The 23,781-nt window shown below is 61.2% G+C and carries 21 protein-coding genes; 6 read left to right on the forward strand and 15 right to left on the reverse strand.

The window, feature by feature from the left end; all coding sequences use genetic code 11:
• On the reverse strand, positions 1–650 hold a 650-nt coding region (locus BV106_RS03450; protein WP_038160553.1), incomplete at its 3' end, for an ABC transporter permease.
• 133 nt (positions 651–783) lie between these two features.
• Positions 784–1,536 (reverse strand): ABC transporter ATP-binding protein, encoded by a 753-nt coding sequence (locus BV106_RS03455; protein ID WP_051944946.1) that lies wholly within the window; start codon positions 1,534–1,536, stop codon positions 784–786.
• Positions 1,537–1,917: 381 nt separating this feature from the next.
• Here BV106_RS03455 and BV106_RS03460 point away from each other — a divergent pair, with 381 nt between their 5' ends.
• Both BV106_RS03460 and BV106_RS03465 read left to right on the forward strand, forming a co-directional pair.
• On the forward strand, positions 1,918–2,178 hold the full coding sequence (locus tag BV106_RS03460; protein ID WP_265595298.1) for a hypothetical protein: 261 nt from the start codon (positions 1,918–1,920) through the stop codon (positions 2,176–2,178).
• A gap of 91 nt (positions 2,179–2,269) precedes the next feature.
• Positions 2,270–3,163: a site-specific tyrosine recombinase gene (locus BV106_RS03465; protein WP_038160557.1), complete on the forward strand. Its 894-nt coding sequence runs from the start codon at positions 2,270–2,272 to the stop codon at positions 3,161–3,163.
• 741 nt (positions 3,164–3,904) lie between these two features.
• Here the strand turns inward: BV106_RS03465 and BV106_RS03470 are convergent.
• The 5 genes from BV106_RS03470 to BV106_RS03490 are packed head-to-tail and all read right to left on the reverse strand — an operon-like array spanning position 3,905 to position 11,224.
• Positions 3,905–5,296: a DUF1501 domain-containing protein gene (locus BV106_RS03470; RefSeq protein ID WP_051944949.1), complete on the reverse strand. Its 1,392-nt coding sequence runs from the start codon at positions 5,294–5,296 to the stop codon at positions 3,905–3,907.
• A gap of 42 nt (positions 5,297–5,338) precedes the next feature.
• Positions 5,339–7,375: a DUF1549 and DUF1553 domain-containing protein gene (locus BV106_RS03475; RefSeq protein ID WP_051944951.1), complete on the reverse strand. Its 2,037-nt coding sequence runs from the start codon at positions 7,373–7,375 to the stop codon at positions 5,339–5,341.
• A 47-nt stretch (positions 7,376–7,422) separates the two neighbouring features.
• A complete protein-coding gene (locus tag BV106_RS03480; protein WP_051944955.1) occupies positions 7,423–8,976 on the reverse strand; it encodes a pectate lyase in 1,554 nt (517 codons plus the stop codon).
• 20 nt (positions 8,977–8,996) lie between these two features.
• Positions 8,997–10,772 (reverse strand): M56 family metallopeptidase, encoded by a 1,776-nt coding sequence (locus BV106_RS03485; RefSeq protein ID WP_081891492.1) that lies wholly within the window; start codon positions 10,770–10,772, stop codon positions 8,997–8,999.
• Entirely contained in the window at positions 10,769–11,224 is a 456-nt protein-coding gene (locus BV106_RS03490) for a BlaI/MecI/CopY family transcriptional regulator (RefSeq protein WP_051944957.1), read from the reverse strand. Before BV106_RS03490 ends, BV106_RS03485 begins: the two co-directional genes overlap by 4 nt.
• A 138-nt stretch (positions 11,225–11,362) precedes the next feature.
• Here BV106_RS03490 and BV106_RS03495 point away from each other — a divergent pair, with 138 nt between their 5' ends.
• The gene (locus tag BV106_RS03495) at positions 11,363–11,932 is read left to right on the forward strand and encodes a hypothetical protein (RefSeq protein ID WP_038160562.1); all 570 of its coding nucleotides are present in this window, start codon (positions 11,363–11,365) and stop codon (positions 11,930–11,932) included.
• 119 nt (positions 11,933–12,051) lie between these two features.
• Positions 12,052–13,305 (forward strand): FG-GAP-like repeat-containing protein, encoded by a 1,254-nt coding sequence (locus BV106_RS03500; RefSeq protein WP_038160564.1) that lies wholly within the window; start codon positions 12,052–12,054, stop codon positions 13,303–13,305.
• Between the two features lie 106 nt (positions 13,306–13,411).
• Here the strand turns inward: BV106_RS03500 and BV106_RS03505 are convergent, their stop codons facing one another.
• The 5 genes from BV106_RS03505 to BV106_RS03525 form a co-directional block, all read right to left on the reverse strand.
• Positions 13,412–15,004: a hypothetical protein gene (locus BV106_RS03505; protein ID WP_038160566.1), complete on the reverse strand. Its 1,593-nt coding sequence runs from the start codon at positions 15,002–15,004 to the stop codon at positions 13,412–13,414.
• 95 nt (positions 15,005–15,099) lie between these two features.
• The gene (locus BV106_RS03510) at positions 15,100–16,665 is read right to left on the reverse strand and encodes a hypothetical protein (RefSeq protein WP_038160568.1); all 1,566 of its coding nucleotides are present in this window, start codon (positions 16,663–16,665) and stop codon (positions 15,100–15,102) included.
• On the reverse strand, positions 16,662–17,030 hold the full coding sequence (locus BV106_RS03515; RefSeq protein ID WP_038160570.1) for a hypothetical protein: 369 nt from the start codon (positions 17,028–17,030) through the stop codon (positions 16,662–16,664). Before BV106_RS03515 ends, BV106_RS03510 begins: the two co-directional genes overlap by 4 nt.
• Positions 17,031–17,045: 15 nt before the next feature.
• Entirely contained in the window at positions 17,046–17,558 is a 513-nt protein-coding gene (locus BV106_RS03520; protein WP_038160572.1) for a sigma-70 family RNA polymerase sigma factor, read from the reverse strand.
• 107 nt (positions 17,559–17,665) lie between these two features.
• Positions 17,666–19,276, reverse strand: coding sequence for an alkaline phosphatase PhoX (locus BV106_RS03525; RefSeq protein ID WP_038160575.1), 1,611 nt, complete (start codon positions 19,274–19,276; stop codon positions 17,666–17,668).
• 99 nt (positions 19,277–19,375) lie between these two features.
• On the opposite strand from BV106_RS03525, the gene BV106_RS03530 reads away from it, so the two are divergent.
• On the forward strand, positions 19,376–20,533 hold the full coding sequence (locus BV106_RS03530; RefSeq protein ID WP_038160578.1) for a right-handed parallel beta-helix repeat-containing protein: 1,158 nt from the start codon (positions 19,376–19,378) through the stop codon (positions 20,531–20,533).
• A gap of 17 nt (positions 20,534–20,550) precedes the next feature.
• Here BV106_RS03530 and BV106_RS03535 read toward each other — a convergent pair whose 3' ends face one another.
• Together BV106_RS03535 and BV106_RS03540 are read right to left on the reverse strand one after the other, a co-directional pair.
• On the reverse strand, positions 20,551–21,210 hold the full coding sequence (locus tag BV106_RS03535; RefSeq protein WP_265595299.1) for a hypothetical protein: 660 nt from the start codon (positions 21,208–21,210) through the stop codon (positions 20,551–20,553).
• Positions 21,211–21,375: 165 nt separating this feature from the next.
• Complete coding sequence (locus BV106_RS03540; RefSeq protein WP_038160582.1) at positions 21,376–22,455, reverse strand: hypothetical protein; 1,080 nt, start codon at positions 22,453–22,455, stop codon at positions 21,376–21,378.
• Positions 22,456–22,645: 190 nt separating this feature from the next.
• Here BV106_RS03540 and BV106_RS03545 point away from each other — a divergent pair, with 190 nt between their 5' ends.
• Positions 22,646–23,125 carry a CesT family type III secretion system chaperone gene (locus BV106_RS03545; RefSeq protein WP_265595300.1) on the forward strand — a complete coding sequence of 160 codons (480 nt, stop codon included), beginning with the start codon at positions 22,646–22,648 and terminating at the stop codon, positions 23,123–23,125.
• A 66-nt stretch (positions 23,126–23,191) separates the two neighbouring features.
• On the opposite strand, the gene BV106_RS03550 is transcribed toward BV106_RS03545, so the two are convergent.
• Positions 23,192–23,773, reverse strand: a complete 582-nt coding sequence (locus tag BV106_RS03550) for a YbjN domain-containing protein (protein WP_038160587.1) — start codon at positions 23,771–23,773, stop codon at positions 23,192–23,194.
• Positions 23,774–23,781: the final 8 nt, after the last annotated feature.

Here is a 23,781-nt window from a genome sequence, read left to right on the forward strand (position 1 = left end):
CAGAAATCATTGAAGGCGCCGTCCATGTTGTACGCCACCGCCACGGCGCGGTAGTTCATCCAGAAGACGCCGTACCGCTTGTTGTCCGGCAGGGTTTCACCCGCTCGCGCTTCGAATACAAACTCTGGCGACAACGCAATGCCGGTGATCACCAGGGTGTCCCGCCGTCCGTTGATGACCGCAGAGACCGAATCCCCAGGTTTCAGGAAATTCGCCTGCGCAAAGGCCTCGCTCACCACCACCTCCCGCCGCTCATCCAGGCGGGGCATGCGCCCCATGCGGAGGAAGAGCTGGTTCAACACCTGCGGCTTGTCCTCTGGCAGGGAGACAATGTGCCCCGTGGCCGGCTCCGCCAGGCCGGGCAGGTCCAGCGTCACATCCAGCACCACGCGCGGTTCCACGGCCGTCACGCCCGGGATCGCCGCCAGCCGGTCCGCCATGGCGAGCGGCGCCCGTTTCAGCGAACCAAACACATCCGCCATCCGGTAGCGCTGATAGTAGGCCTCCCTCGTGGAGTCCAGCGTGAGGATGAGGCTCCGCGTCATCACCATCATCGCCAGACCACATGCCATGACCAGGCTCACCGCCACCATCTGGCCCTTCATGCGGCTCAGGTCGCGGAACAGCTTGCGGTCAAGAGGAGAGAGCATCGGTGGAAATGAGAAATGATGAATTATGAATGATAAATGGAGCTTCCCACCGGCAACCTACTGGGAAGCATTTGGTTGTTTCCTAATTTATAATTTATCATTCTTAATTTATAATTCCCGCCTGTGGCGGGGACTACCATTCCAGCTTCGATACCGGCATCCGGGTCTCGTTGACGCGGGACTTTACAATCTGCCCGTCAGAGAGGTGGAGCACGCGGTCCGCCATCTCGGCCATGGCGGCGTTGTGGGTGATGATCACGGTCAGTGTGCCCAGTTCGCGGTTGATGCGCTCCACCGCCTCCAATACGGTGATGCCGGTGTGCACGTCCAGAGCTCCGGTGGGTTCGTCGCACAGCAGCACCTCGGGCCGCTTCGCGATGGCCCGAGCAATGGCGACACGCTGCTGCTCGCCCCCGGAGAGCTGGGAGGGGAAGTGGTCCATGCGCGCCGAAAGTCCCACCAGATCCAAGGCTTCCTCCGGCTTCATGGGATCGCGGGCAATGTCGGTGATGAGCGCCACATTCTCCCGCGCCGTCAGGCTGGGGATAAGGTTGTAAAACTGGAACACGAATCCCACGCAGTTCCGACGGAACAGGGTGAGGGTATTTTCCTCCGCATCGGTCAGTTCCCATCCTTTGTAGTGGAGGGAGCCTGAGCTCGGCACATCCAGCCCTCCCAGGATGTTGAGCAGGGTGGACTTGCCACTGCCGGAGGCTCCGAGCAGAACGACCAGTTCACTGGAATAGAAGTCCAGATTCACTCCATGCAGGGCGACAACGTCGAGTTCGCCGGTGTGATAGACTTTTTTGAGCTGCCGGGCCTGAAAAACAATCTGCTTGTCGGCTGCGGCAGCCGCGGGCGGGGGGGATGCGGAAAGCTGGGGCACTTGGGGGTTTGCCAGTGATCGTTTCTGGCGTGTGAACAGAGTGGAACAACCCACTGATTTTGCCAACGACAAGTTATTGCAGTGTGCAAAGAAACAGCGTTTCCCGGCCGCCGAGCTCTCACTTAATGAGTTGATCCAAAGCCATTTATGCGAGGCCACATCGCGGTGTCATCCGCGACAATTCGCCACAGATAACCTGGGCATCGTGTGGCGGCGCCGAACAACGGGTCCCGAGCCTCAGGCTCAGCCTTCCGAGAGGTGCTTTGGTTTTGCTTACCAATTCGCCAAACATTAATGCTTGCTATCGCATTTATTACCCCTACTAATACCAAGTATGCAGGCGCTTCGATGCTTGCTTAAAATTCAACCTGCTAATCGTGCATGACTGCGTCCCCTGTTCCTTCTGCATCAGCGTCGGCGGTGGCCACGGGCTGGCTGGATGCCGTCCGTTCTCTTCCCACCGCAGCAGGTGTTCGCGCCGCAGCCACCATGCCGGAGCGCAAGACGGAGGAAGTTCCCTGCTTGCGCCATCGTCGTTTCGCTCCCACGGCCCAGCCCAAGGCCGGATCCGCTCGGCGTTTTGTCCGCACGGTGAGCCAGACGGCTGGCGGGCAAGACTCGGCTCCTTCGGCAGTTTCTTAGTGAGGGCGCCGATCGTGCAGGTCACGCTCGCGCATACCTCGCGTCCGCAACCGCACTTGCCGGGTTGCTTCCCTTAGGCCATTCATGAGGCGTGACGCCTCACATTGACGCCTTCCTCCTCCACCTTGCTACAGAGCGCGGGCTGTCGGTGAACTACCAACTGCTCGTGAGGCGCGTGCTGGAGACCTTTGCGTCTTGGTATCGTCGTGAGCATGAGTCGGAGGATATCGCCAGCGTCACCACCCAGCACATCAGCGGTTTCCTGGGTCATCGCAAGGGGGATGGGCTCATCCCCTCCAGCCTGCGCGTGGAACTGATCGCAGTGAAGATTTTCTTCCGCTGGCTGGCCGCCCGAGGTCGCCGCGTGGGCGACCCGGCCGAACCAGTGCTGCCACCCCGTGTGGAGCAGTCCCTGCCTGACACGCTCAATGAACCCGAGGTGCGTCGCCTCCTGGAATCCGTAACCGGTCAGGAGCCCCTCGACCTTCGGGACCGCGCCATCCTGGAGATTTTCTACGCCAGTGGTTTGCGTATCAGTGAGGTGACAGGCTCACGCCTGGAGAATCTCAGCCTGGAAGAAGGCTGGGTGCGCGTCACGGGCAAAGGAAACAAAACCCGCCTCGTGCCCGTAGGCGCCGCGGCCCGAGACGCGATATCCCGCTACCTCGACTCCGCCCGCCCCAATCTCGTGAAGCCCAAAACCAAGAGCTTCATCTTCCTAAACCGCAATGGCGGCCAACTCACGACAGCGCGCGTGTGGCAGATCGTCAAAGAGCGCGCCACTGCCGCCGGCATGGATGCCGATCGCATCTACCCGCACCTCCTGCGCCACTCCTTCGCCACCCACCTGCTCGGCAATGGTGCCGACCTCCGGGTCATCCAGGAGATGCTCGGCCACGCCGACATCGCCACCACCCAGATCTACACCCATGTGGATCAGAAGCGGCTCAAGGATACGCACCGCAAGTTTCACCCAAGAGGGTGAGCCGCTCTGCGGAAGCGCGTCAGGTTAACAGAATACAGAACCCAAGCGGAGGTTGCTCCTGGGTTTGCACAGAGGCAACGCCACGCCAACGGCGTGATACAAAACAGTCCCGCAGTCGCGGGATCAGACCGCGAAGCGGTCGCCACCCCGGGTCGCACACGAAAGCGCTGGAACTCCAAGGGAGTTCTACCAACCGTCCAGATCACCCGGAGACGGCTCTCCTGCATGCGGTGAACACCTCAGGGATATAGTCACGGTCTGTAGAACTCACTTCGGAGTTCCGGTGCGCCTGCCCATGAACCCAGGGTGGCGGCTCGTACCTCGCCTTACCCTGGGCTAGTATGTTTGACGCCCTTGGCGTCAGAGAACTCCGACCCCATAACCTCGCCCGCATGCGCTTCGCTAGAAATTCAAGACCCAAGACTTGAGATGGCTAATGGCCCGATGATGGCCAAACCGACGCCCTTGCAATCGCAACTCTTGTCGCCACATCGAAGCTCGAACCCGGAGGGTTCACCATGAATAGCCATGCGGTGAAACGAGCGTAGCGAGTGCAACCCATGGTACGCTCACACCAGGCTATCTACCGCGGAGCGGTAGGCCCATCACATTGCCCACCCCTGACGCCTTTCCACGACATCCCGCCCATCGCCGCTTGTCCCCTCAGGCCTACCACTCCGCAGTAGAACCCTGCGGGTTCGAATTTCCCTTATCCCTTTTTCCTTACCCCTCTTCCCTCTCTCACCCCACCACCTCCATCGCCACCCTTCCCGACACATCCGTCAGCCGGAAATCCCGCCCAGCATACTTGTAGGTCAGGATCTCGTGATCCAGGCCCAGCAGATGCAACATCGTGGCGTGCAGATCATGTGTGCCGATGATGCCGGAGACGGCCTCGGCACCCGTTTCATCCGTGGCACCGTGCCGCATGCCGCCCTTCACACCGCCGCCTGCCATCCACATGCTGAAACCCTTGGCATTGTGGCCGCGACCGTCGCCATTGCCTTTGTCATCATAAGCACCGCGACCGAACTCCCCACCCCACAACACCAGCGTGTCCTTTAGCATGTCCCGTTGTTTGAGATCCGTGAGCAGACCGGCGATGGGCAGGTCGATGGAGGCAGCCCGGCCCAGGGTCCCGGTGCGCAGGTTGTTGTGATGATCCCATCCACCATGCGTGATCTGGATGAAGCGCACGCCCTTCTCCGCCAGACGTCTTGCCATCAGGCACTGGGTGCCAAACCTGGCGGTTTCGTTGTTTCCTAATCCATAGAGGGCCCGCATGGACTCCGGCTCCCTGTCCAGGTCCAAGACGCCCGGCACCGAGATCTGCATCTGGCACGCCAGCTCCATGGACTGGATCACGCCTTCCAGTTCCGGGTTCGCAGGATCATGCTGCTGCAGCAGACGACGGTTCAGCTTCTGCACAAAGTCCACCTGCCTGCGTTGGGCCGACAGGGAAAGATGCGGGTCCAGATTCGGCAGCGCCTGCTGGCCGGTGCGGATGCGCGTGCCCTGAAATGTGGCCGGGAGAAACGCCGAACCATAGTTCATCGCCCCTCCCTGATCGTGCGGCGGATCGATAGTGATGTAGCCCGGCAGATCCTGCGCCTCCGTGCCCAGACCATAAACAGTCCACGCTCCCATGGAGGGCCGGACAAACATGTCATTGCCCGTGTGCAACGCCACCGTGGCCTGGGAATGCGAGGGCGTGCGTGTCTGACATCCATTCAGCAGGCAAAGCTCATCCGCATGCTTTGCCAGCTCTGGAAACGCCTCGGAAATCATGAGCCCGCTCTGGCCCGAAGGATTGAATTTCAGCACCGGCCCGAGCAGGGCGTGATTGCCCCCCTCCTTCCCTACCATCCCTGGTTTCCAGTCAAAGGTCTCCATGTGACTGGGACCGCCCTGCATGTAGAGAAAGATCACCCGCTTCGCCTTGGCCGGGAAATGCGGCGTCTTGGGGGCCAGAGGGTTCACATAGCGAGAAGCCGGCTCACTGCCCTGCTGACCATAGACTCTCTGACCGGCCATGGCCGCCAGCGCCAGCCAGCCAAATCCCGCGCTCGTCTGCTGAAGGAAGCCCCGCCGGGTCTGGGTCAGGACGGTGTTGGAGCAGGTTCGGAAGTTCATGCTGGTGGCGGGAGAAAGACGATTGGTTCAATGAAACTCAAGTCAAAGCACATAACGGAACTCTGCGCTGCACAGCAGCCCCTGCACAAAGGCGGCCCAGACCTCCCGCTCTGCGAGTCCGCTGCCGGACAAGTCCTTCATCAGGGCCATGGCTGCCTGCACCTCCTGGGAGTCCGGTTTGCGCCCCAGCACCCTCCGCCACCCGGCCTGTACACGTGCGGCATCATCACGGAGGGATTCATCTTTCAGCAGCCGGTCCGCTGCCTCTTGAGCCAGCCGCACCGCCAGATCACTGTTCAGCAGAAACAGCGCCTGGGGAGAGACCGTGGTCACCTCCCGCTGGCCTTTGATCTGGCTGGGATCTGGGAAGTCGAATGTCTCCTGCATGGGGCTCAGCAGAGACCGCAACACTGGCAGGTACACACTGCGATACGGCTCGTCCTCCTCCACCAGACTGCGTAGTCTGGCCTCGCGACCCTTCCCACCAAATCCTGCCACCTGCACCCCAGTCGGCCTCAGTTCCACCAACGTGCCCGCCACAAAGAAGAGGCTGTCGCGAATGGCTTCCGCCTCCAGTCGGCGGGAGTTCATCCTCCAGAAGAGATCGTTGGCCCCGTCCACCTGCTCCCGGGCCGCATCCCCGCGACTGCTCATCCGATAGGTGCGGCTCAGCATCACGGTGCGGATCATGCCTTTGACCGACCATCCTTTTTCCACGAACCGCACAGCCAGATGGTCCAGCAGTTCCGGATGCGTAGGCGCATCTCCTGTCTGGCCGAAATCATCCACCGATCTCACGATGCCCCGACCAAAGAGGTGCTGCCAGATGCGGTTCACCATCACGCGAGCGGTGAGCGGGTGATTGGGCTGGGTCAACCAACGGACCAGTTCCATCCTGCCGCTCGCCTTTGCATCCACCGCAGGGAACTTGGGCAACTGGGGAATGGCCAACGTGCCTCGCGCCGGTGCCTCTCCCCGATCATAGGCATCTCCTTTGATTGCAATGGGACAATCTTCCATCTCACCCTCCTCCACCCCCATCGCCCGGGTGGGATCGTAGCGGAAGTACACCGGATAACCCCGCGATGGCTGCTTCATCTCCATGGCCGCCATGGAGCCACCATCCTGCTCCTCCATGCCCGCTTGCCCGGATGCAGGCTTCCCATCCACACTGGTCGCCACCGCAGATGCCACCTGCTTCACCACCGGCACGCGCAGCAGCGCCTCCTCATCCACATACCCGTTGGCTCCTAGATCGCCCTTGGGGCGTTGTCCTGACCAGGTCTGCGTGCTGTAGAAGATGCCCGCCAGGGCGTAGTAGTCCCGCTGCGTCACCGGATCCGTCTTGTGGTCATGGCACCGCGCGCAGCTCATCGTCAGCCCCATGAAGGCCCTAGTCGTCACGTCGATCTGGTCGTCCACCCGATCCAATCGAAACAACTCGCCCCCTTCAGACAAATCCAGCGACGCCATGGTGAGCAGTCCCGTGGCGATCAGTTGTTCAGAGCGTTGGGCTGGCGTTGAGGCCGGCAGCAGATCCCCCGCCACCTGCTCCGCAATGAAGCGTTGATACGGCTTGTCCTGGTTGAAGGCATCAATGACGTAGTCGCGGTAACGACGGGCAAACGGAAAAGCGGCATTCATCGTGCGCCCCACGCTGTCGGAGTACCGCACTACATCCAGCCAGTGACGCCCCCACCGTTCACCAAACCGGGGTGACTGCAGCAAGCGGTCCACCACCTTGGCAAAAGCCACATCGTCCGGCGACCGATCTTGAAGAAACTCATCCATCTCCCGTTCCGTGGGCGGGAGACCGGTCAGATCATAAGTCGCACGACGCAGCAGCAGCTCGCGGCCAGCATCCGGATTGGGTTGAATGCCTTTGGCCTCCAGGCGCAACAAAATGAAGCGGTCCAGATCGCCCTTCACCCAATTCACCGCCTGGGGCGCCGGCACCGCAGGCCGGTACAAGGGGCGGAAAGACCAAGGGATCTCCTTTTCCTTGGCCAAGGCCATCCCACCCGGTGCTGCCAATGTCACCCCGAAGGTCATTCCGAGCCGGATCAGCCATGCATTCATATCAGGCAGCAGTTGGTATTGCGTTCATTGACCAAAGCCAGGAGAGCTCAGCGCTGCTTGCCCAGCCAGGCACAGAGCGTCTGCACATTCTTCACAAAGGTCTCGCTGTAGATCACGCCTCCGGGCGGAGTCGTCTTTTTCCCGTTCGCATCACGCATGATGCCACGGTCCCCCTCCTTCTCCGTCCATGCCCCCTGGCTATCCAGGGCCGCCACGATGTCGGCGACCTCCGCATCCGTGGGTAGCTTGGCGGGAGCCTTGGATTGGACGAAACCTGGCACCGGCGTGCCTTGATTGATCCGTTGCCAGGCCGCCTGGATCAGATCCAGCTCCGGCTCCCAGAGCCAGCCGTAGTTGGAGGCCGTGCGGTCGTCTTCATACGTCAGCTCGTGCCCTTTGCCTCCCGGCCCCCGCTTGAAGTAGAGCGGCTTGTTGGTCTCCAATTCATAGAACCTGGCCAGCTTGCCGGAGGGCAAGATGGACTTGCGCAAATACACCACTGCCGGTGGGATCGGTTGCAGATACTTCTTGTCTCCCGTCACCGCGGCCAGGCGCAACAGCGCCCACATCATGCTCTGGGACTCCCGTCCACTCACGGCGGGACATTCAAAGGCCCTGCTCCACACTGGCTGCATGTTCTCGTCATACTGCTGGGCCCAGGCCGGCTGCGGCTGGGGAAGCTGCGCCAGCAGGAGGAAGTCACCCGCGCGCTTCGCGGCCTCCAGATACTTCGGCTCCTTGTACACCTGTGAGGCCAGGATGAGAGCATCCATCGCCGTGGCATGGAGGTTGTCGTTGGTCACATAGCATCCCGTGAAATCCTTCGTCCAGGTGCGGGACCAGGATTCAGGAAATGACGCCTGCTTCAGGGGATAACGCGACGCCGACGGAGGAGCTTCGGGATAGGTCTCGTGATTGGTGGACCAGCCTCCTGCGGGATACTGCACCTTCAACAGGGTCTCCAGAGCGAACTGAGCCGCCTCGTGGATCTCCTCATCTTTGAAGCCCGTGGCCTTGTCAGCACGCACCAACAGGCGGATGGCGCTCTGCGTCACATCATCGTCCAGAGTGGTCTGGTTGTCACCCTTGTGCTTGCCAACCTTCCATAGATGCCATCCCGCTTCCCCTGTGGGTCCGGTCTGCCCTGCGTTCAGCTTGCCTTGCGCGTCCCGCCGATAGAGCCACTTCTGCCGGTCAGCACTGCTGAATCCGCCGGAGTAATACCAGCCTCCCGAGCTGAGTTGCGTCCGGCTCAGCGCACGCGCCGCATCCACCGCCGCCTTCAGGCATGCGGGGTCACCGGTTGTTTCATAGGCATCCAGAAACGCAAGCCCCACGGCCGGAGTGCCCGGAGGCTGGATCCAGATGGTGTCCGGGCCAGGGATGCCCTCCGCCTCCCGCAGGGAGAAATCCGCACTGTAGCGGTACACATACCCGCCGTGCGCAGACGCCTTGCCGTGATAAAACGCCACCGCCTTCAGCAGCGCGGCCTTTGCCGTGGCGGGTGAGGCCGGGGGTGCTGCCGACAAGGGACCTGCCAGCGGGGCCAGAAGCAGCAAGCCCAGCCCCCAGATGGAACCGGTAGTGAGGAGCCTTTTCATATCAGGGCGTAGGGTGGCGGTTACCTTGAACCTGCGCCGGCTTCCTCTCCGGGCCTTGCCGATACGAACCCCACATTGACCACTTGGGCCTGCTGACACAGTTCCAGCGCCCGCGTCACATGCTTGTAGGCGGTATCCGGCGTGGCCTGCAGCTTCACCACCTGATCTCTCCCGTTGGCGGCCTGCTGTTTCAGCTTGGCCAGCAAAACCTCCTCCGTCACGTCCTGACCGTTGGCGGTGAAGGATCCGTCTGCCTGAATCCCCACCAAGAGATCGATCCGGTCCTTCTTGGCCGCCTTGCCACGCACGGCCTCACCATCAGCTGCGCCCTTCTTGCCCTCGGCGGTGCCTGCTTTTCCATCACGGTCGCCCTCTTTGCGCGGTTGGTCACCATCCTTGAGTCCGGCCTTTTTCATTTCGCCGTCACGGGGTCCCACCTTTTTGCCTTCACCGTCGCGCGCCCCTTGCTTGCCGCCTTCCCCATCGTGAGGCCCCTTCTTCACTCCGTCGCCATCGCGAACGCCTGCCTTCTTCACGCCATCGCCATCGCGCAGTCCCTGCTTGCCACCGTCACCGTCTCTTGGCCCCTTCTTCACGCCCTCGCCGTCGCGGGGTCCTTTGGGGACACCCTCTCCGTCACGGACGGCTTCCTTGTTTCCTTTATCCCCTTCTTTGACTCCGCCTTCTCGCGGAGCACCATCCTCTTTGGCGGCCGGTTCCTTAGGGGCTTCGCCATCAGCCTGGGCGGTGGTGAAGGTCACCAGCGCCAGCAAGGGCACCAGGGCAAGGGCGGCGCGATGCCACCACGGAGAGGGAAGCGGAGATGCGATCATAAGGATGCGTTTTTGGATCTCAGGTTGTCTTTTGCCGAAAGACATGAGCGCCGCCCCGGCGGTCGCAGGCAGGCGCACTGTGGCGAGGTGATTCTCCAGCGTCTTGAGCAGGGCCATGCCATAGGACACCCGCTGCTCCCCGTTCATCGCTGCCAGCGCCACGCGGTCGCACTCCAGCTCCCGGTCCGCGCGCAAGCGTCGCAGCATCAGCCACACGAGCGGGTTGCACCAGTGCAGCGCCGCCACTGCCAGCCCCACCCAGCCCCACAGCACATCCTGCCGCTTTACATGGGCCAGCTCATGCAGGAACATGCCGCGGATCTCATCTTCCGTGTAGTTTCCTGCAAGCTGTGAAGGCACCAGGATGCAGGGCCGCACCCAGCCCCAGAGGGCCACCGTGGGCAGCCCGGGCACCTCAAGCAACGCCGGACGGCGCGCCACACCCAGTCGGCGAGCGGCCCAGTCCAGCATGGGTTCCAACTCCGGGTCAACCGCCCGGCTCCGCAGGCGCACCAGACGCCACAACATGACATGCGAGAAGCCCGCCCAGGCAACCACACTCACCACCCCGGCAGCCCACAGGCCCGTCAAAATCGTAGCCGCAGTCGGCCAATGGCTGGCATCGCGCCCTTCCACCGGTGGTTGTATTGATGAAACAACCTGTCCTTCTGTTTCCTCTCTGAGAGATCGTGCCAGGGCATCCGGCCGCACCGGTTCCTGACTCACAGCCAACACCCGCGAACGCTCCAGCCAGCCGAGAGGGTGACTGGCCAGCGACGGCACCGCGGGCAACAACAACCGCACGAGGAAGAGGGCGCCCAGCAGCAACCGCACGCGTGCCGGAAACCTCCCCCACCAGCCCAACGCCACCAGCAGGGCCAGCGCCGGCAGCATCACCAGAGAGGTATGCCCCGCCCAGGTCCCGGCCTTTTCCAGCATCGGAAGTATGAGATCTACATTCATGACTGGCTCTCCGGTGCGGGTTTATTCTGCTGGCTCAGTTGCTTCTGTTGCAGTTCCAGGAGCTTGCGCATCTCCTCCAGCTCTGCGGGCGTGCACTCCTGCCGCTCCAGAAAACAGGCCAGCAAAGGAGCGAGCTTCCCGCCAAAGACACGGTCCACAAAGGTCCGGCTGGCCTCATGCATGCACCGGTCCTCCTCCACCCGGGGGAGGTACACGTACTCCCGCCCCTGCTGACGGAACCCCAAGGCTCCCTTCTGCACCAGCCGGTTGATCAAGGACTGCACCGTCTTCGGCTTCCACGCCTGCCGCCCTTCCAGAGCCTGCACCACATCTTTGGCGGTCGCTTCCCCCAGTCTCCAGAACTCCGTCATCACCACCCACTCCGCATCGGAGATCGGCGGGATCGCTTCGTTGTCGTCGGCACTTCGGGGAGTGGGCTTGGCGGCAGGCATGCGCTGAAAACGAATTTCGGGATTGGATTACACGCGTAATCGCAATTCGATCACAAGTGTAATCGATCGACAAGCACGAAATTGAAGACTTCGAAAAAACTTTGCCGGGGGTTCTTGGCCGCCCACGGTGGAAAGGTCATGATGCTTCCGCCCCCAAAACTTCGCGAACTGGCTGTCGCAAGCCAGAAGCGTGCTGAGATTCTCCTTCGTGAACAGCCGGGCCGCTGGCATGTGGTCAGCATTCGCGAGCCAGGAAATCCCGCGCCCGATCTGGCGGACGCCCTCAGCGTCCACGTCGCCACCTTCGAAGACGTGCTCACGCCGCAAGGCCAGCATGGCCATGGTCCCAGGGCGGCTCATCTGGAGAGCATTCTCCGCGCGGTCAAACCCCTGCGGCAGGCACCCGTCCTCATCCACTGCTGGGCGGGCCGCTCCCGCAGCACCGCAGTCGCCCTCACCCTCATCGTCCAAGAGCTCTGGGAAGCCGGGTTTGAGAGCCTTCCTCTGATCAAGGCCGCCATCGGCAAGTTGCTGGAGCTCAACCCACATGCCGTGCCCAATGCCCTCGTGTTGCGCCTCGGGCTGGATCTGATTCTCCCCCATCCTTTGCCCGCCACAATCACCCAAGCCCTCATGAACGATCCAAGGATCATCGCCAACCGCCAGGCGTTCCATGTGGAGGCCAATGAACCCGCCCCTGAAAACTGAAAACTTGAAACGGAAAACTCCTCACCCCGCAAGAACTCCCATTGTCGCCAAGTTTGTCTTGTCCGGGCTTTGCCCATCCGTTCTGATCTGATGCGCTTCGCGCCGCTTTCCCTGTCTTCATGAAACCATATCTCGCCCCCCTCTTCACGCTCTCCCTGGCTGCCGCCTCGGCTCTGGGTCAGTCCACCCCACCGCCCGCCGCCACCGGCAAGTGGGCCAAGCAGCAGCTCACCGATGTCTTCTGGGCGGAAGGTGTGGCCGTGGCTGATGTCAACAAGGACGGCAAGGCCGACGTCCTCTACGGGCCCTACTGGTATGCAGGTCCGGAGTTCAAAACCAAGACCAAGATCTACTCCGATGCCGACCGGTTTAAGGTGAAAGCCGCCGATGGCTCCGAGACGGAGTTGGAAGGGTTCAAGGGTGCAAAGACCCAGGAGAATGGTTACAGCAACAACTTCCAGTCCTTTGCCCACGACGTGAACAACGACGGCTGGGCCGACTACGTGGTGGTCAGCTTCCCCGGCAAGGAAACCTTCTGGTTCGAGAACCCGAAGGGCGGCCAGGGCGAGTGGGCCAAACATGTGGTGTGGACCCCCACCGACAACGAAAGCCCCCTGCTCACGGACATCAATGGCGACGGTCTGCCGGATCTGCTCTGCATGAGCAACGGCCACCTCGGCTTCGCCACCTACGATGCCAAGGCCCCCACCCAAACCTGGTCCTGGTACGGCGTCACGCCCCGCATGGCCTGGCAGAAGTACACCCACGGCATTGGCTATGGTGATGTGAACGGCGATGGAAAAGTGGACCTCCTGGAAGGCAGCGGCTGGTGGGAACAACCCGCCTCGCTGGAAGGCAAGCCCGCCTGGAAGAAACACGACGCCACCTTCGCCACCAAAGGCGGAGCGCAGATGTACGTGTACGACGTGAACGGCGACGGTCGCAACGACGTGATCAGCAGCCTCGCCGCCCACGAATACGGTCTCGCCTGGTTCGAGCAGAATGCCGACGGCACCTTCAAGCAGCACCTCATCGTCGGCACCCCTGCCGAAGCCGGCACCACCGGCCTCATCTTCTCCCAGCTTCACGCCATTGAGCTGGTGGACATGAACGGCGACGGCGTGAAGGACATCGTCACCGGCAAGCGCTTCTGGGCCCACGGTGCCAAGGGCGACCCCGAGCCCAATGCCCCCGCCGTCCTCTGGTGGTTCGAGCTCAAACGTGACGGTGGCAAGGTCACCTGGGAGCCTCACTTCATCGACGGCGACTCCGGCGTGGGCACCCAGTTCACGGTGGCCGACGTCAACGGCGACGGCAAACCTGACGTGGTGGTGGGCAACAAGAAAGGCGCCTACGTCCACACTCAGAAGTAAGTTCGTTCACTCCTGAACCTCCCTCTCAAGCCCAGGGTCCGGCCTCATGCCGCCCTGGGCTTTTTCGTGCCCAGGACACTCCCAGTTCATGGAAGCTGTTCGCAGTTCAATCTTTAGATTGCTCAGTTTTGACCTCCACATAATCCCATACCCAGTCTCCTTCGTAGTCAGGCCCAGGCAGCTTGGTTCTCTCGGGATTCTTAGAAGCAAGCACGCGCTTGCCTCCATCATCCTCTTTGTCTGCCCCGGTCATCCAAAGTCGGTATCTGCCATCATCAGTACGCTGATAGTTGACATCACCATTTGTCATCGGATCCACCGCCGCCAACACCGGTCTACCATGCTCATCCGTGAGCTCCGTCAACTTCTCTGGGTACCTTCCATGAACCAGGTAAAATGCCTCTAGCGAGCAGGCAGCACGCATCATTTGCACCACCCCTTCAGCGTAGGCCGTACGTTGGACTATCTTTTCCATGACAGGGAAAATCACTCGGCTCGCGAAGAGTTCCGGATACAGCAATAGGCTGGACTTGGATTTTGCCATCAGGGCATTCACTTCTTCCTGGTGCATTTCCATCGTCGTGAAACCCTCATCCCGCAGAGGCTTGATGAAGTGGTTAAGGTAGATCATTGCCACCATGGCCGTGTTGGCATCATAGGCTCCGGTCGGGACCACTTTGACCAGCGGGTCTTTCCACCACTCTCTCGATTCCCCGACCGCCAACTCACCCAACGCCCTCTGCTCGGGATCATCCCGTATCCAACAGATGCTACTTACGCTGGTTGCCAGTTCGCCCCGAAAGGCCTGCAAGAGTGTCGTGCGGAGACTGATCTGGTCAAGCTTTCGACGAAGCCGGTGAAAGTCAGCCGCGGTTCCCGCTCTGGCACGGCAAATTTCCCACATGGGTTGCGCCACGATACCCGTCTGCGTTACCGCAATCAGCGATCCGATAACCATGCTCTCTTTTTCCGTGGCCTGAGTGAGGTGCAATTGCAGCAGGATGGCATCCTGCGCTGCGCGAGCCTGCCCAGCCTGTAGCGCTGCGACAGCCCTGAGCGCAAGATAATTGCTCATCTCCTGGATGTGCTTGTAGTGAGGCACCTCAAGGCCGAACATATTCCCTTGCAGCTCGCGGGTCTTCAACGAAGGAATCCACATGGCATGAGGCCGATTCATGCCCGCCATCATTTCCTGAACCAATGGGTCCTGTTCGGAAGCGGACAATGCCGCAAGGATGTCGCTCGCCGCATCGCCTGAGTCAGCCGGCATCGTGAGGCTGCCTTCCTCTCTGAGCCATCTGGCCTGGGCAGCAAGGTCTACTGGCTTGCTCAATTGTGCCCAGAGATTCGTGGGGGGACGTTTCGTATATTTGCCTTCGGCAGGAGCCGGAATGGTTAACAATGCGAGTCGTTTTCGCACCCCGTCCCCCTCCGCTCCCGGCAACGTGATGTTCTTGAAAGCGGGCAAGCCACCCAGATTCTCACTGTCTGGCGGTGGCTCAGGCAGCAGGGATTTGAAATCCAGCGTCTCCCCTTCCTTGGCAATCTGCTGCTCCGCGTGGAGCAGCATCTGCCGGCCTTTCCAGTTCAGCAGCCAGTAAGTTCCAACCACCAACAACACACAGACAAGGGCAAGCCCCAGCACGATGCGAAACCAGAGCGGGCGGAAGAATCTCTTGAGGGCTTTCAGCAGGATCATGTCGGGCGGGGATTCTCCGTCTTATACCCCGCCTTGATGACGGAGAAAACCCTGCACTGCACCCTTTTTTGACACGGAGACTCACCCAGCCGAGTTCACTTGCCACCCCTCTCCCACACCCAGTCCCCCTGATACTTCTCATCCGAGTACTTGGTGGACTCTGGATTCTTCGCATCCAACACACGCTTCCCTTCGTCATCCTTCCGGTCGACACCCGCGGTCCAGAGCCGGTACTGCCCATTCTCCAGCTTCTGGTAGCGGAGAGGCTGGCGGTTCAGAGGGTCCAGGGGAACCGCGTAACCTTCAGCCTTCAGTTCCTCCAGGTTCGTGGGATAACTCTGACTCTGCAGGAAGTGCGATTCCAGGGCGCAAGCCGCCTTCATCTGCATCACCAGAGTCTCTACATAAGCAGTCCGGATGATGACGCCCCGCAGGGCTGGTAGAGCCAGTTGCGCCAGAATGGTGTTGGGGTTCCACAGGTAATTGGCCCGGGCATCCGTGAGCAGGGCTTCCAGCTCCGGCTGCCGGTCGATACAACTGGCCAGCCCCTCGTCGCGAAGGGGTTGGATGAAATATTTGATGTGCAGCGTGATCAGGTTGGCCAGGTTGGCGTCGAACCAGCCGTCCGGAATGAGCCGGACCGCCGGAGCCATGTCCTTCCCCCGCGAGTGCCCCAACAGGGCGATCATGATTTCTTCATCCTCCTGTCCCTTCAACGCTTGCACGGAGGTCACCGCCATGGTCATCTCCGCACGTTCCCCCACCAAGAGCGACTCGGACGGCTTCAACTTGCCCAACGCACGCCCCAGACGCTGAAAGTCTTCCACCGTCCCCACCCGGGCCTCACACACCTCCCAGAGGGCCTGCGCCAGCATGGTCGTCTGAGCTATGCTCACCAGGGTGCCAATCAAGATGGGATCCTGCTGGGTGGCTTCCGCCAGCCGGGTCAGAATCAAAAGCGATTCGTGAGCCACCTTGGCATCGCCCACTTGCGCCGCAGCCACCGCCCTCAGGGCAAACCAAGTGCCCATCTTGTTCAGCACGTCATAGTGGGGCACTTCCAGGGAGTACATCATGGCAGGGAAATCGCGTGTCTTCCAGGCAGGGGTCCACTGCGCCTCAGGACGGTCCAGCCCTTTTGCTATTTCCTGAACCATGGCGTCACGCACAGCCATCCACTTCAGGATGTCCCGGGCCGGGTCTCCAGAATCCTCCAGCAGGATCGGCTCCTTCACTTTCGCGTTCTTCATCCACGCCGTCCACGCGGCCAGATCCGTCTTCTGCCCCATGGTCAGGCCGTTTCCCAGCTTGGGCCGGGGTGGCCCTTCCGCGTCCGGCAGCGTGAGCACGCGCAGAGCCTGGCGCACGGCTTCCGCCTCCGCTGCTCCCGCCTGGCGGTTCCCGAGAGTCAGGTTCTTAAAGACGGGGAGCGCGCCAAAATTGCTTTCATCAGGCACGGGCTCTGGCACTACGGCACGATACTCCAGCGACTCTCCCGTCGCCGCCACCTCGGCCCGCACCTTCGCCCAGGAGCGGGCTCCAGCCCAGTTGTAGCATTGGTAGATCAGGACCAGCAGCGTGACCAGGGAGGCCACCAGCCAGGTCAGGGCGCGGAACCACCGGCGACGCCAGCAGGATTGGATAAAAGCAGGTACTTTCATGGAACTTCAACAGCTTGATTTTGTGAATTGATCGCCAGGAGAGCATCCAGAGCGGTGAGAGGCAGCTTTCCCCGGGAGGCATCTCCATCCGCATCACCCGGTTGGTTCAGCGTTGCGGCCATCGATGGTGCCACCTCATCGCGAGTCTCTGGTGTGGTCAGTTTGAGGACAAAAATCACGCACCAGGCCCCTCCCAGAGTCACCAGCAGCCAGCGAGGTCCCACCGCCTTTGTGGCCTGATCGCGCGACTCTGACGCCCGCGCCAGAATCTCCTGCTTCCAGGCAGGCGTGGGATCTTGCCGCTGCCCTCGTGCCGCCACCAGGCGGTCACGCAGCTCTTGTTCAAAGTCATCGTCGTGGTTCATCACTCAGAAAGGGTTTCAGGTTTCCTGCTTCAGCTCCTGATACAACGGCCGCAACAGGCTGCGGAGCTTGTCCACCGCATAGCGGTAGCGGCTTGCCGCCGTGTTCGCCGGGATGCGCTGGGTCTCCGCTATTTCCTCGAACGTCATCCCCTGCCACAGCTTCAGCTCTGTGACCGTGCGCTGGTCCTCCGGCAGGGATGCCAGGGCCTGTTCCAGCTGGCTCGCCAGCACCTTCGCGTCTGGATCCTCCGCCGCACTGAACATCGTCCCCACCTCGTCAGCAGACCGCAGTTCATAGTCCGCCCGCGTCTTCCTCCTCCGGAGCCAGTCCACCGCCAGATTGTGCCCCATGCGATAGATCCAGGCTTTTTCACTCTCAGCCAGCAACGCCTTCTCGCGGGCCAGCTTGATGAAGAGTTCCTGCAAGAGATCCCGTGCGTCCGCCTCGCACTTCACGATGGCGGCAAAGTAGCGGAACAGACCCGATGCATGAGCATCATAGAGGCGTTCCAGTTCTTCGTCTTTCATGGCGGTCGCAGCGGAGGGATCTCGATTTCCCCGCTACGACGCACCCCACCGGAAAATTTGTCTAGGCTCCAGACAAATTTTCCGGTTTCCGCTCCTCGCCGTTTTTTTTAAGCCCGGCGGATCGCGATCATCGCACTGCGCGGCTGCGCGGTGCCGCCCTCCGGCCAGTGGCCTTTGCCACCGTCTCCCGGATGCTGCACGTTCACCCAGAGCTCCGTGCGGCACGGAGACAGCGTGGGCGAGCACAGCTCTGCGCCCCAGGGCCCGCTCATGAAGCGGCGCACCTGCCCCCGATGCTCGCCTTTGGTCGGCACGATGAGCAGGTTGTTGTTGCCGAACCACTCATGCGGCGAGTTCGCCGGAGGCTCCACCACTTCGTAGTCCGTCGTCACCATCAGCGCGTTGTCAGGCCCAAAGCCAATGTTGTCCGGCCAGGCCAGCCCGGCCTCCTTACCACCCAGCACAAAGACCTGGTGTTCAAATGCCAGCGCACCGTGGTCGCCCTCTTTCTCGCGCACCACCATGATCGCGCCCACATTGTCTGTGCCATTGTCATAGGCCGTAAGGCACACATAGATCTCACCCGTCTCTGGATGGATCTCCACGTCCTCAGGACGCGCCAACGGGGTGCCACCCGCAAACTCCACGGCCACCCGGGTGCGCACACAGATTTCCGCCAGATCAAAACCCTTCTCCTTCAGCACCGGCGTCTGTTCCGGATCCAGCGGGATCCAGCGGCCGTTCACCGTATCCGCCACATAGAGCGTGCCGTCGGAAAGCAGACGGCGATTCCCCTTGCCTGCCGCCGCATCATACTTCTCACGGGAGATGAACTTGTAGAACCCCATCGCATTGCGGTCATCCCCCATGTAGCCCACCAGACGGCCATCCGTGGTGTAGCCGAAGGCGATGTTCTCATGTCCAAACCGGCCCAGCGCCGTGTGCTTGAAGATCTCCTTGGTCTGCGGGTCAACCTCCACCATCCAGCCGTAGTGACGGGGATTGCGTTGCAGGTCATCCGGCAGTCCGTGCAAGGGCGCGTCCATCGACTTCGGGTTGTCGAAGTCACCCCAGAAGTGGAAGAAGTTCTCCTCGCCGCTGAAGAAGGTGCCCCAAGGCGACACGGCACCGCCGCAGTTCCCCACGCTGCCGATCACCTCGTGAGCGCCGTCCATGGCCTTGCTGCCCGCCGCCGGCCCCAACAGTTTGATCTTCGTATCCAGGCCATTCACGCGCAGGTTGTCCTGCGAGGTCAGATCGGGACGCCATTTCCCTGAACCCGCCTCCTTGCGCAGACGGATGCAGGAGCCACCCACATCGCTGAGCAGTTCCTTGCCCTTGAGGAAGAAGCTGTTCTCGTGATTGATCCACAACCAGCCCGCTTCATCGTTCTCCAGATGGAAGGCCAAATAGTCCGCCTGATCCCCAAACTGGAGACCGTTCGGGTGGATCTTGTCGCCGTGTTTCAGGATGACCTCGTACTTGTACCCCGGCGGCAGCGTCACGGCATCCTCAAGTGTTTTGCCGACTTCCTGGAATGAGAAATCATCAAATATCGGCGTGGCCTGGGAAGCCTGCGTCTGCACGGGCTGGGCGGTCAGCCAGTTGGGCGTAATCCGGTTGGCAGCGGCGCAAACCGCACCCGCGCCGAGATACTGCATAAACTGACGGCGGGAGGAAATGGGGGCAATGGGCGATGAGGTCGGCGTGGAATCCATACCCCAATCGTGAAAGATTGTCCGGCATTGCTCCATACCGGGTGGGTGGCAATAATTTCACAATTCCCTGGCACCCAGATCAGGAGCACCATCAGCCTCATGTCTTTCCTCTCTCGCTCCCTTGTCCTGCTGGCACTCCTGCTCGTTTCCGCGCCAGTCCTTCCGGCACAGTCAGAAGCGGCCATTCAGCAGTTCATCAATGAGGCCATCAAGGCCGGCGGGGGCAGCGTGGTCATTCCACCTGGCACCTATGTCATTGAAAAAGGCCTCGTGCTCAAAGATGCCAAAAAGATCAAACTCAGCGGCCTCGACCGGGAGCGCACCATCCTGAAACTCGCCCCCATCGCCTATGCGGAGGCAGCCTCTGACACGCCCGCCGGGGTCAGCGAACTGCCCGTCAAGAAGTCTCAAAATTTCCGCCCTGGCATGCAACTTCATATCGAGGCACCGGGCGATCTCGACAGCTTCACGAAGAAGCCCAAGCCCCACCATCTGGCGATCATCAAGAGCGTCAGCGCCGACCGATTGGAACTCGCTGCACCGCTCAAGCATCCCGTTCCCGCAGGCACCCAGCTCCGACATGCCGATGCCCCCAATCTGATTGAGATTCGCGGAGCCAGTGAACAGGTCCTCATTGAAAACCTCACGATCGATGGTGGTCGCACCGCCACCGATCCCGCCGTGCGAGGCCACGCCCAGCTCTGCGGCATCTTTGCCAGCGGGGCGTACGACTACGAGAAAGGCCCAACCTCCCACGTCAAAGGCGTCACCGTCTCCCGCTGCATCATTCAGAACTGCTTCGGCCGCGGAGTGGCCTTCTATGCGGTCGGAGGCAGCATCGTGGAACGCAGTACGATCATGGACACCAACGACGAAGCGATCGATTTTGACCACTTCGCCGTCGGCTGCATCGCCCGGCACAATCACATTGCCCGTAGCCTGACGGGCATCGAGCTCAATGACGCCACGGACTGCCAGGTCTCAGGCAACGACATCCGCTCCTGCGGCACGGGCCTGAATCTTTGGCGCTGGTGCCGTCAGCCCGGCCTCAACGAGCGCAATCGCATTCTCGACAACCTCTTCGCCAACACGGCAGGCAACGCCATCCAGATTGGCAAAGACACCGGAGCCAATGTGATCGCGGACAACCAGATCGATCAAGCCGGGAAGAACGGGATCGTCCTAGGCAGTCCGGGACAGACGCTGGAGAACAACCGGTTCGAGGGCGTGAAACTCAAGGACGTAACCGCTCCTTAATCCGCCCGACAGGCCCCTTAGCGGCACTCTGCCTGTAGGGCAGGCAGCAGGATGGAGGTCACGAGCTGGATCTGCACCGCCTTGAGCGGATCCACCAGCGCATTGATCTCCTCCTTCAGTTCACGTGAGTCCGCATTCGGCCGTTGTGCCTTTTCCTTGATGGCACTCAGACGAGCATCGAGGTCGGGCACATCACTGCCGGTGTGCAGCCAGTGCTCCACGTGCCCGGTCGTGAATTCGGACCGCACTGCGTCTACAAAGACCTGCGCCGCCACGGCCGAGTCCACCTCAGGCAGCTGCTGGGTCATCTCCAGAAATCTCACCGCCTGCCCCTCGGCCTTGCCAAACTCGTCCGCGATGCGCTTGAGGCGCTTCACCAGAGTTGTCTGGTCAAAGATTGCCTCCACATTCACCGTGCCGTCCGGCATGCGGGGCAGAGGCATGGGATGCCGTCCCGGCCCGACGGAGGACAACTCCGCCGACTCCGCCCGCTTGCCCAAGCCGCTGAAAAGACGCCGCACCCCCTGAAATTTGGAGGCAATTTGCGCCTTCACCGTCTTTTTAGGCGGGGGCGCGGGGGCCATGGTCACGCTCATCCCTTCCAGCCGCCCCTCAGGAGCCGCCGTCCGAGCCACGGTATCAACCGTTTTCGGAGGAGTAACCTTGGTGACGCTCATGACGCTGGGTTGAAGAAGAGAGGCGGAAGAACTGGTCCGGGTCTGGATACGCGCCTCCGGGGCCATCTGACTGGCCTGAATCGCGGCTCCTTTCCTGCCCCTACTCTGTCCACCATCCCACATACGGTTACACGGTTTGACGAAATTTTTGCAATCCTCAGGAAATCAATGGCCTTCCCGCGCCACCTGGGACTGACGCGCCTTGAGCGCCAGGATCGTCTGGGCGTCGATCCCGAGCTCATGGCCCATCTCCTCAATGCGATCAGGACTCATTCTGGAAATCGCATCCAGCGTCTCTTTGGCCCCCTCTTTTACCAGATCGACAATAGATTCTGGATCCGCATCGTCCCCTGCCGCACGGGTGACGTGTTGCGCCGCCCGGGCAAAGAAGGACTCGTCGCCAGACAAGATGTCGTCCAGCGCCCCGCTTTCGTCCGATCCACCCACATTCTGGTCAATCCCCACGATCCCCAGTTCAGGGCGCTTGGGATCAATCATGAAGTTGGACGAGTTGATCCCGCCGCCGGAGCTGTATTCACGTCCCGACACGAGTCCATGGAAGGTGTCCGGCTCCTTGATGAAGGCCGCAAAAGCCAGCCATTTGCCGAACGATTTGGCCAGATCCTGACTGCTGGTTTTTCCTGCCTTGCCAGCCTCATCCACCGTCTTGCCGTTCACGTGTTCCATCACGATGATGGGAGCGTCATCCCCGCCATTGCGGTCAGGCATGCTCACACCCTGCTCACGCATGCCCTGGGCGATTTGCGCCCTCTCATGGGAGCTCAGCAGGCGGGTCTCCGGAGCGGGCAGCCCCAGTTCACGGGCCAGTTGCGCGCCATACACTTCACGGCAGGCCCCGGTCTGGGAGCCCCCTTTGATCACCACTGTAGAATCCTCCAGCTTCACAAAGCAGGCCCCCCCATTGCCCGAAGACACGGGCTTGAAGGCCTTGGCCTTGCTGAAGTCCGTCTCCTTGAGCCCAGTTCCCAGCAAGGGCGCTCCGTCATCCTTCTTGCCGCTTTTGGCCGTCTTGGGATCACCCACCGTGGCCTTGCGCTGGGTCAGTGATTTGAAGAACTGGCCGATCTCACGGAAGAACTCCTTCACCTGGGACTTGAAGCTCTTCTTGGGTGCCGTGGGCCCCTGGGTCAGGGTCATTCCATCCAGCTGGCCCACGTCCCCCGTGGAACTGGTGGCTCCCATCCCTTGTGAGGTGGAGACGTTGATGTTCTTGTTTACATTCATGGAAATGGTTGTTGGGGAAAGTCACGGGCAGCAAGGCGCATCAACCTTTGCATCCTCTGCCTCATTGACTCTCTGACCACCGGCTGGCGTGAGTTACACTTCAGGCAGACATCGCCCGTTCTGATTTCACAAGCCGGTGTGGCGGAATCGTGACATGCACCCGCCGGTTGATCCAGTACAATCCCGGACCATGAACACCAAGGCACGGGATCGGGTGAATGACCTTCTGTCGGAGTTTGGCGCCTCACGAGGCTTGATGGGAGCAAGGCTGGATGACTCGGGCGTTTGCGCCTTCGAATACCAGGAACTGCTGGACATGGTGCTGGAGCTGTCTTCTGACGGAGCCACGCTCCACTTCTACAGCCCTCTCTGCGAGCTGCCCGCCGGAGAGCGCGAAGCCTTCCTGACGGAATTGCTGGAGCGCAACCTCCTCTGCGCCCAGACCAATGGTGCCACCCTGGCGGTGGATGCGCGGGAGAACCAGGTCGTCCTCTGCTTCAACCAACCAGTCGACTCCCTGGATCCCGCCACCTTCTCCACGGTGATGGAAAATTTCCTCGATACCGCACTCAACGTCCGGAGTGATCTGGACACCGTCCGCGGCCCGTCGCAGGTCGCGGTCACGCACGTCGAGCCTGAAAGCATGCTCTCGTTCGGCATGCGCATCTGACCATTCAGACAAATAGAAAGGGAGGCCCGGCAGCCGGACCTCCCTCATGACTCGCCTCAGCCGGGCTCAACCTGCGCGGAACAACTCCGGACTCCCCACACTCGGGATCTGGTGGCCGCTCTCCTCGAACGTGCCGAGGAACTCCTTCACCGCAGACTGTCCCAGCGAGATCTTCTCAAAGTGCGGGCCGTACTCCCGGCAGGCAAACTCCAGCGCCTGCACCACCTCGATCACGACGCTCTCCGGCACCGCACGAGATTCAGACGCCAGGCAGTACCGGAGAAACACCGCCCCATCTTCCTCGCTCACACCAAAGGCCCCCATCGGAAGCAACCGGTTCACATAGTTGCACAGGCGCATGGCCTCCAGCAGCGTTTCCGCCAGGAAGCTAAAGGGCAGGACCAGCATGAACTGCGTGACCACCGCCTCCTCCGCATCCGTGTCACTGCCGAATGCCTCCATCACGTCATTGATGAAGTAGATCTCAAGTCCGTACTCCAGCTCTGGACGCTCTTCATCCACATCCAGGGTGAGATAGAGCCGTTCATAGAGCCCGTCCTCCTGGACCGGCTTCAGGTCCACGTAGTATTCCAGGTCTTCCAGCGGGCCAGCCAGGATGGCCAGCGGGGATTGCGTTTGCTCAGTCATGGTATGGG

The organism is Verrucomicrobium sp. BvORR106, assembly GCF_000739655.1.
Taxonomy (GTDB): domain Bacteria; phylum Verrucomicrobiota; class Verrucomicrobiia; order Verrucomicrobiales; family Verrucomicrobiaceae; genus Verrucomicrobium.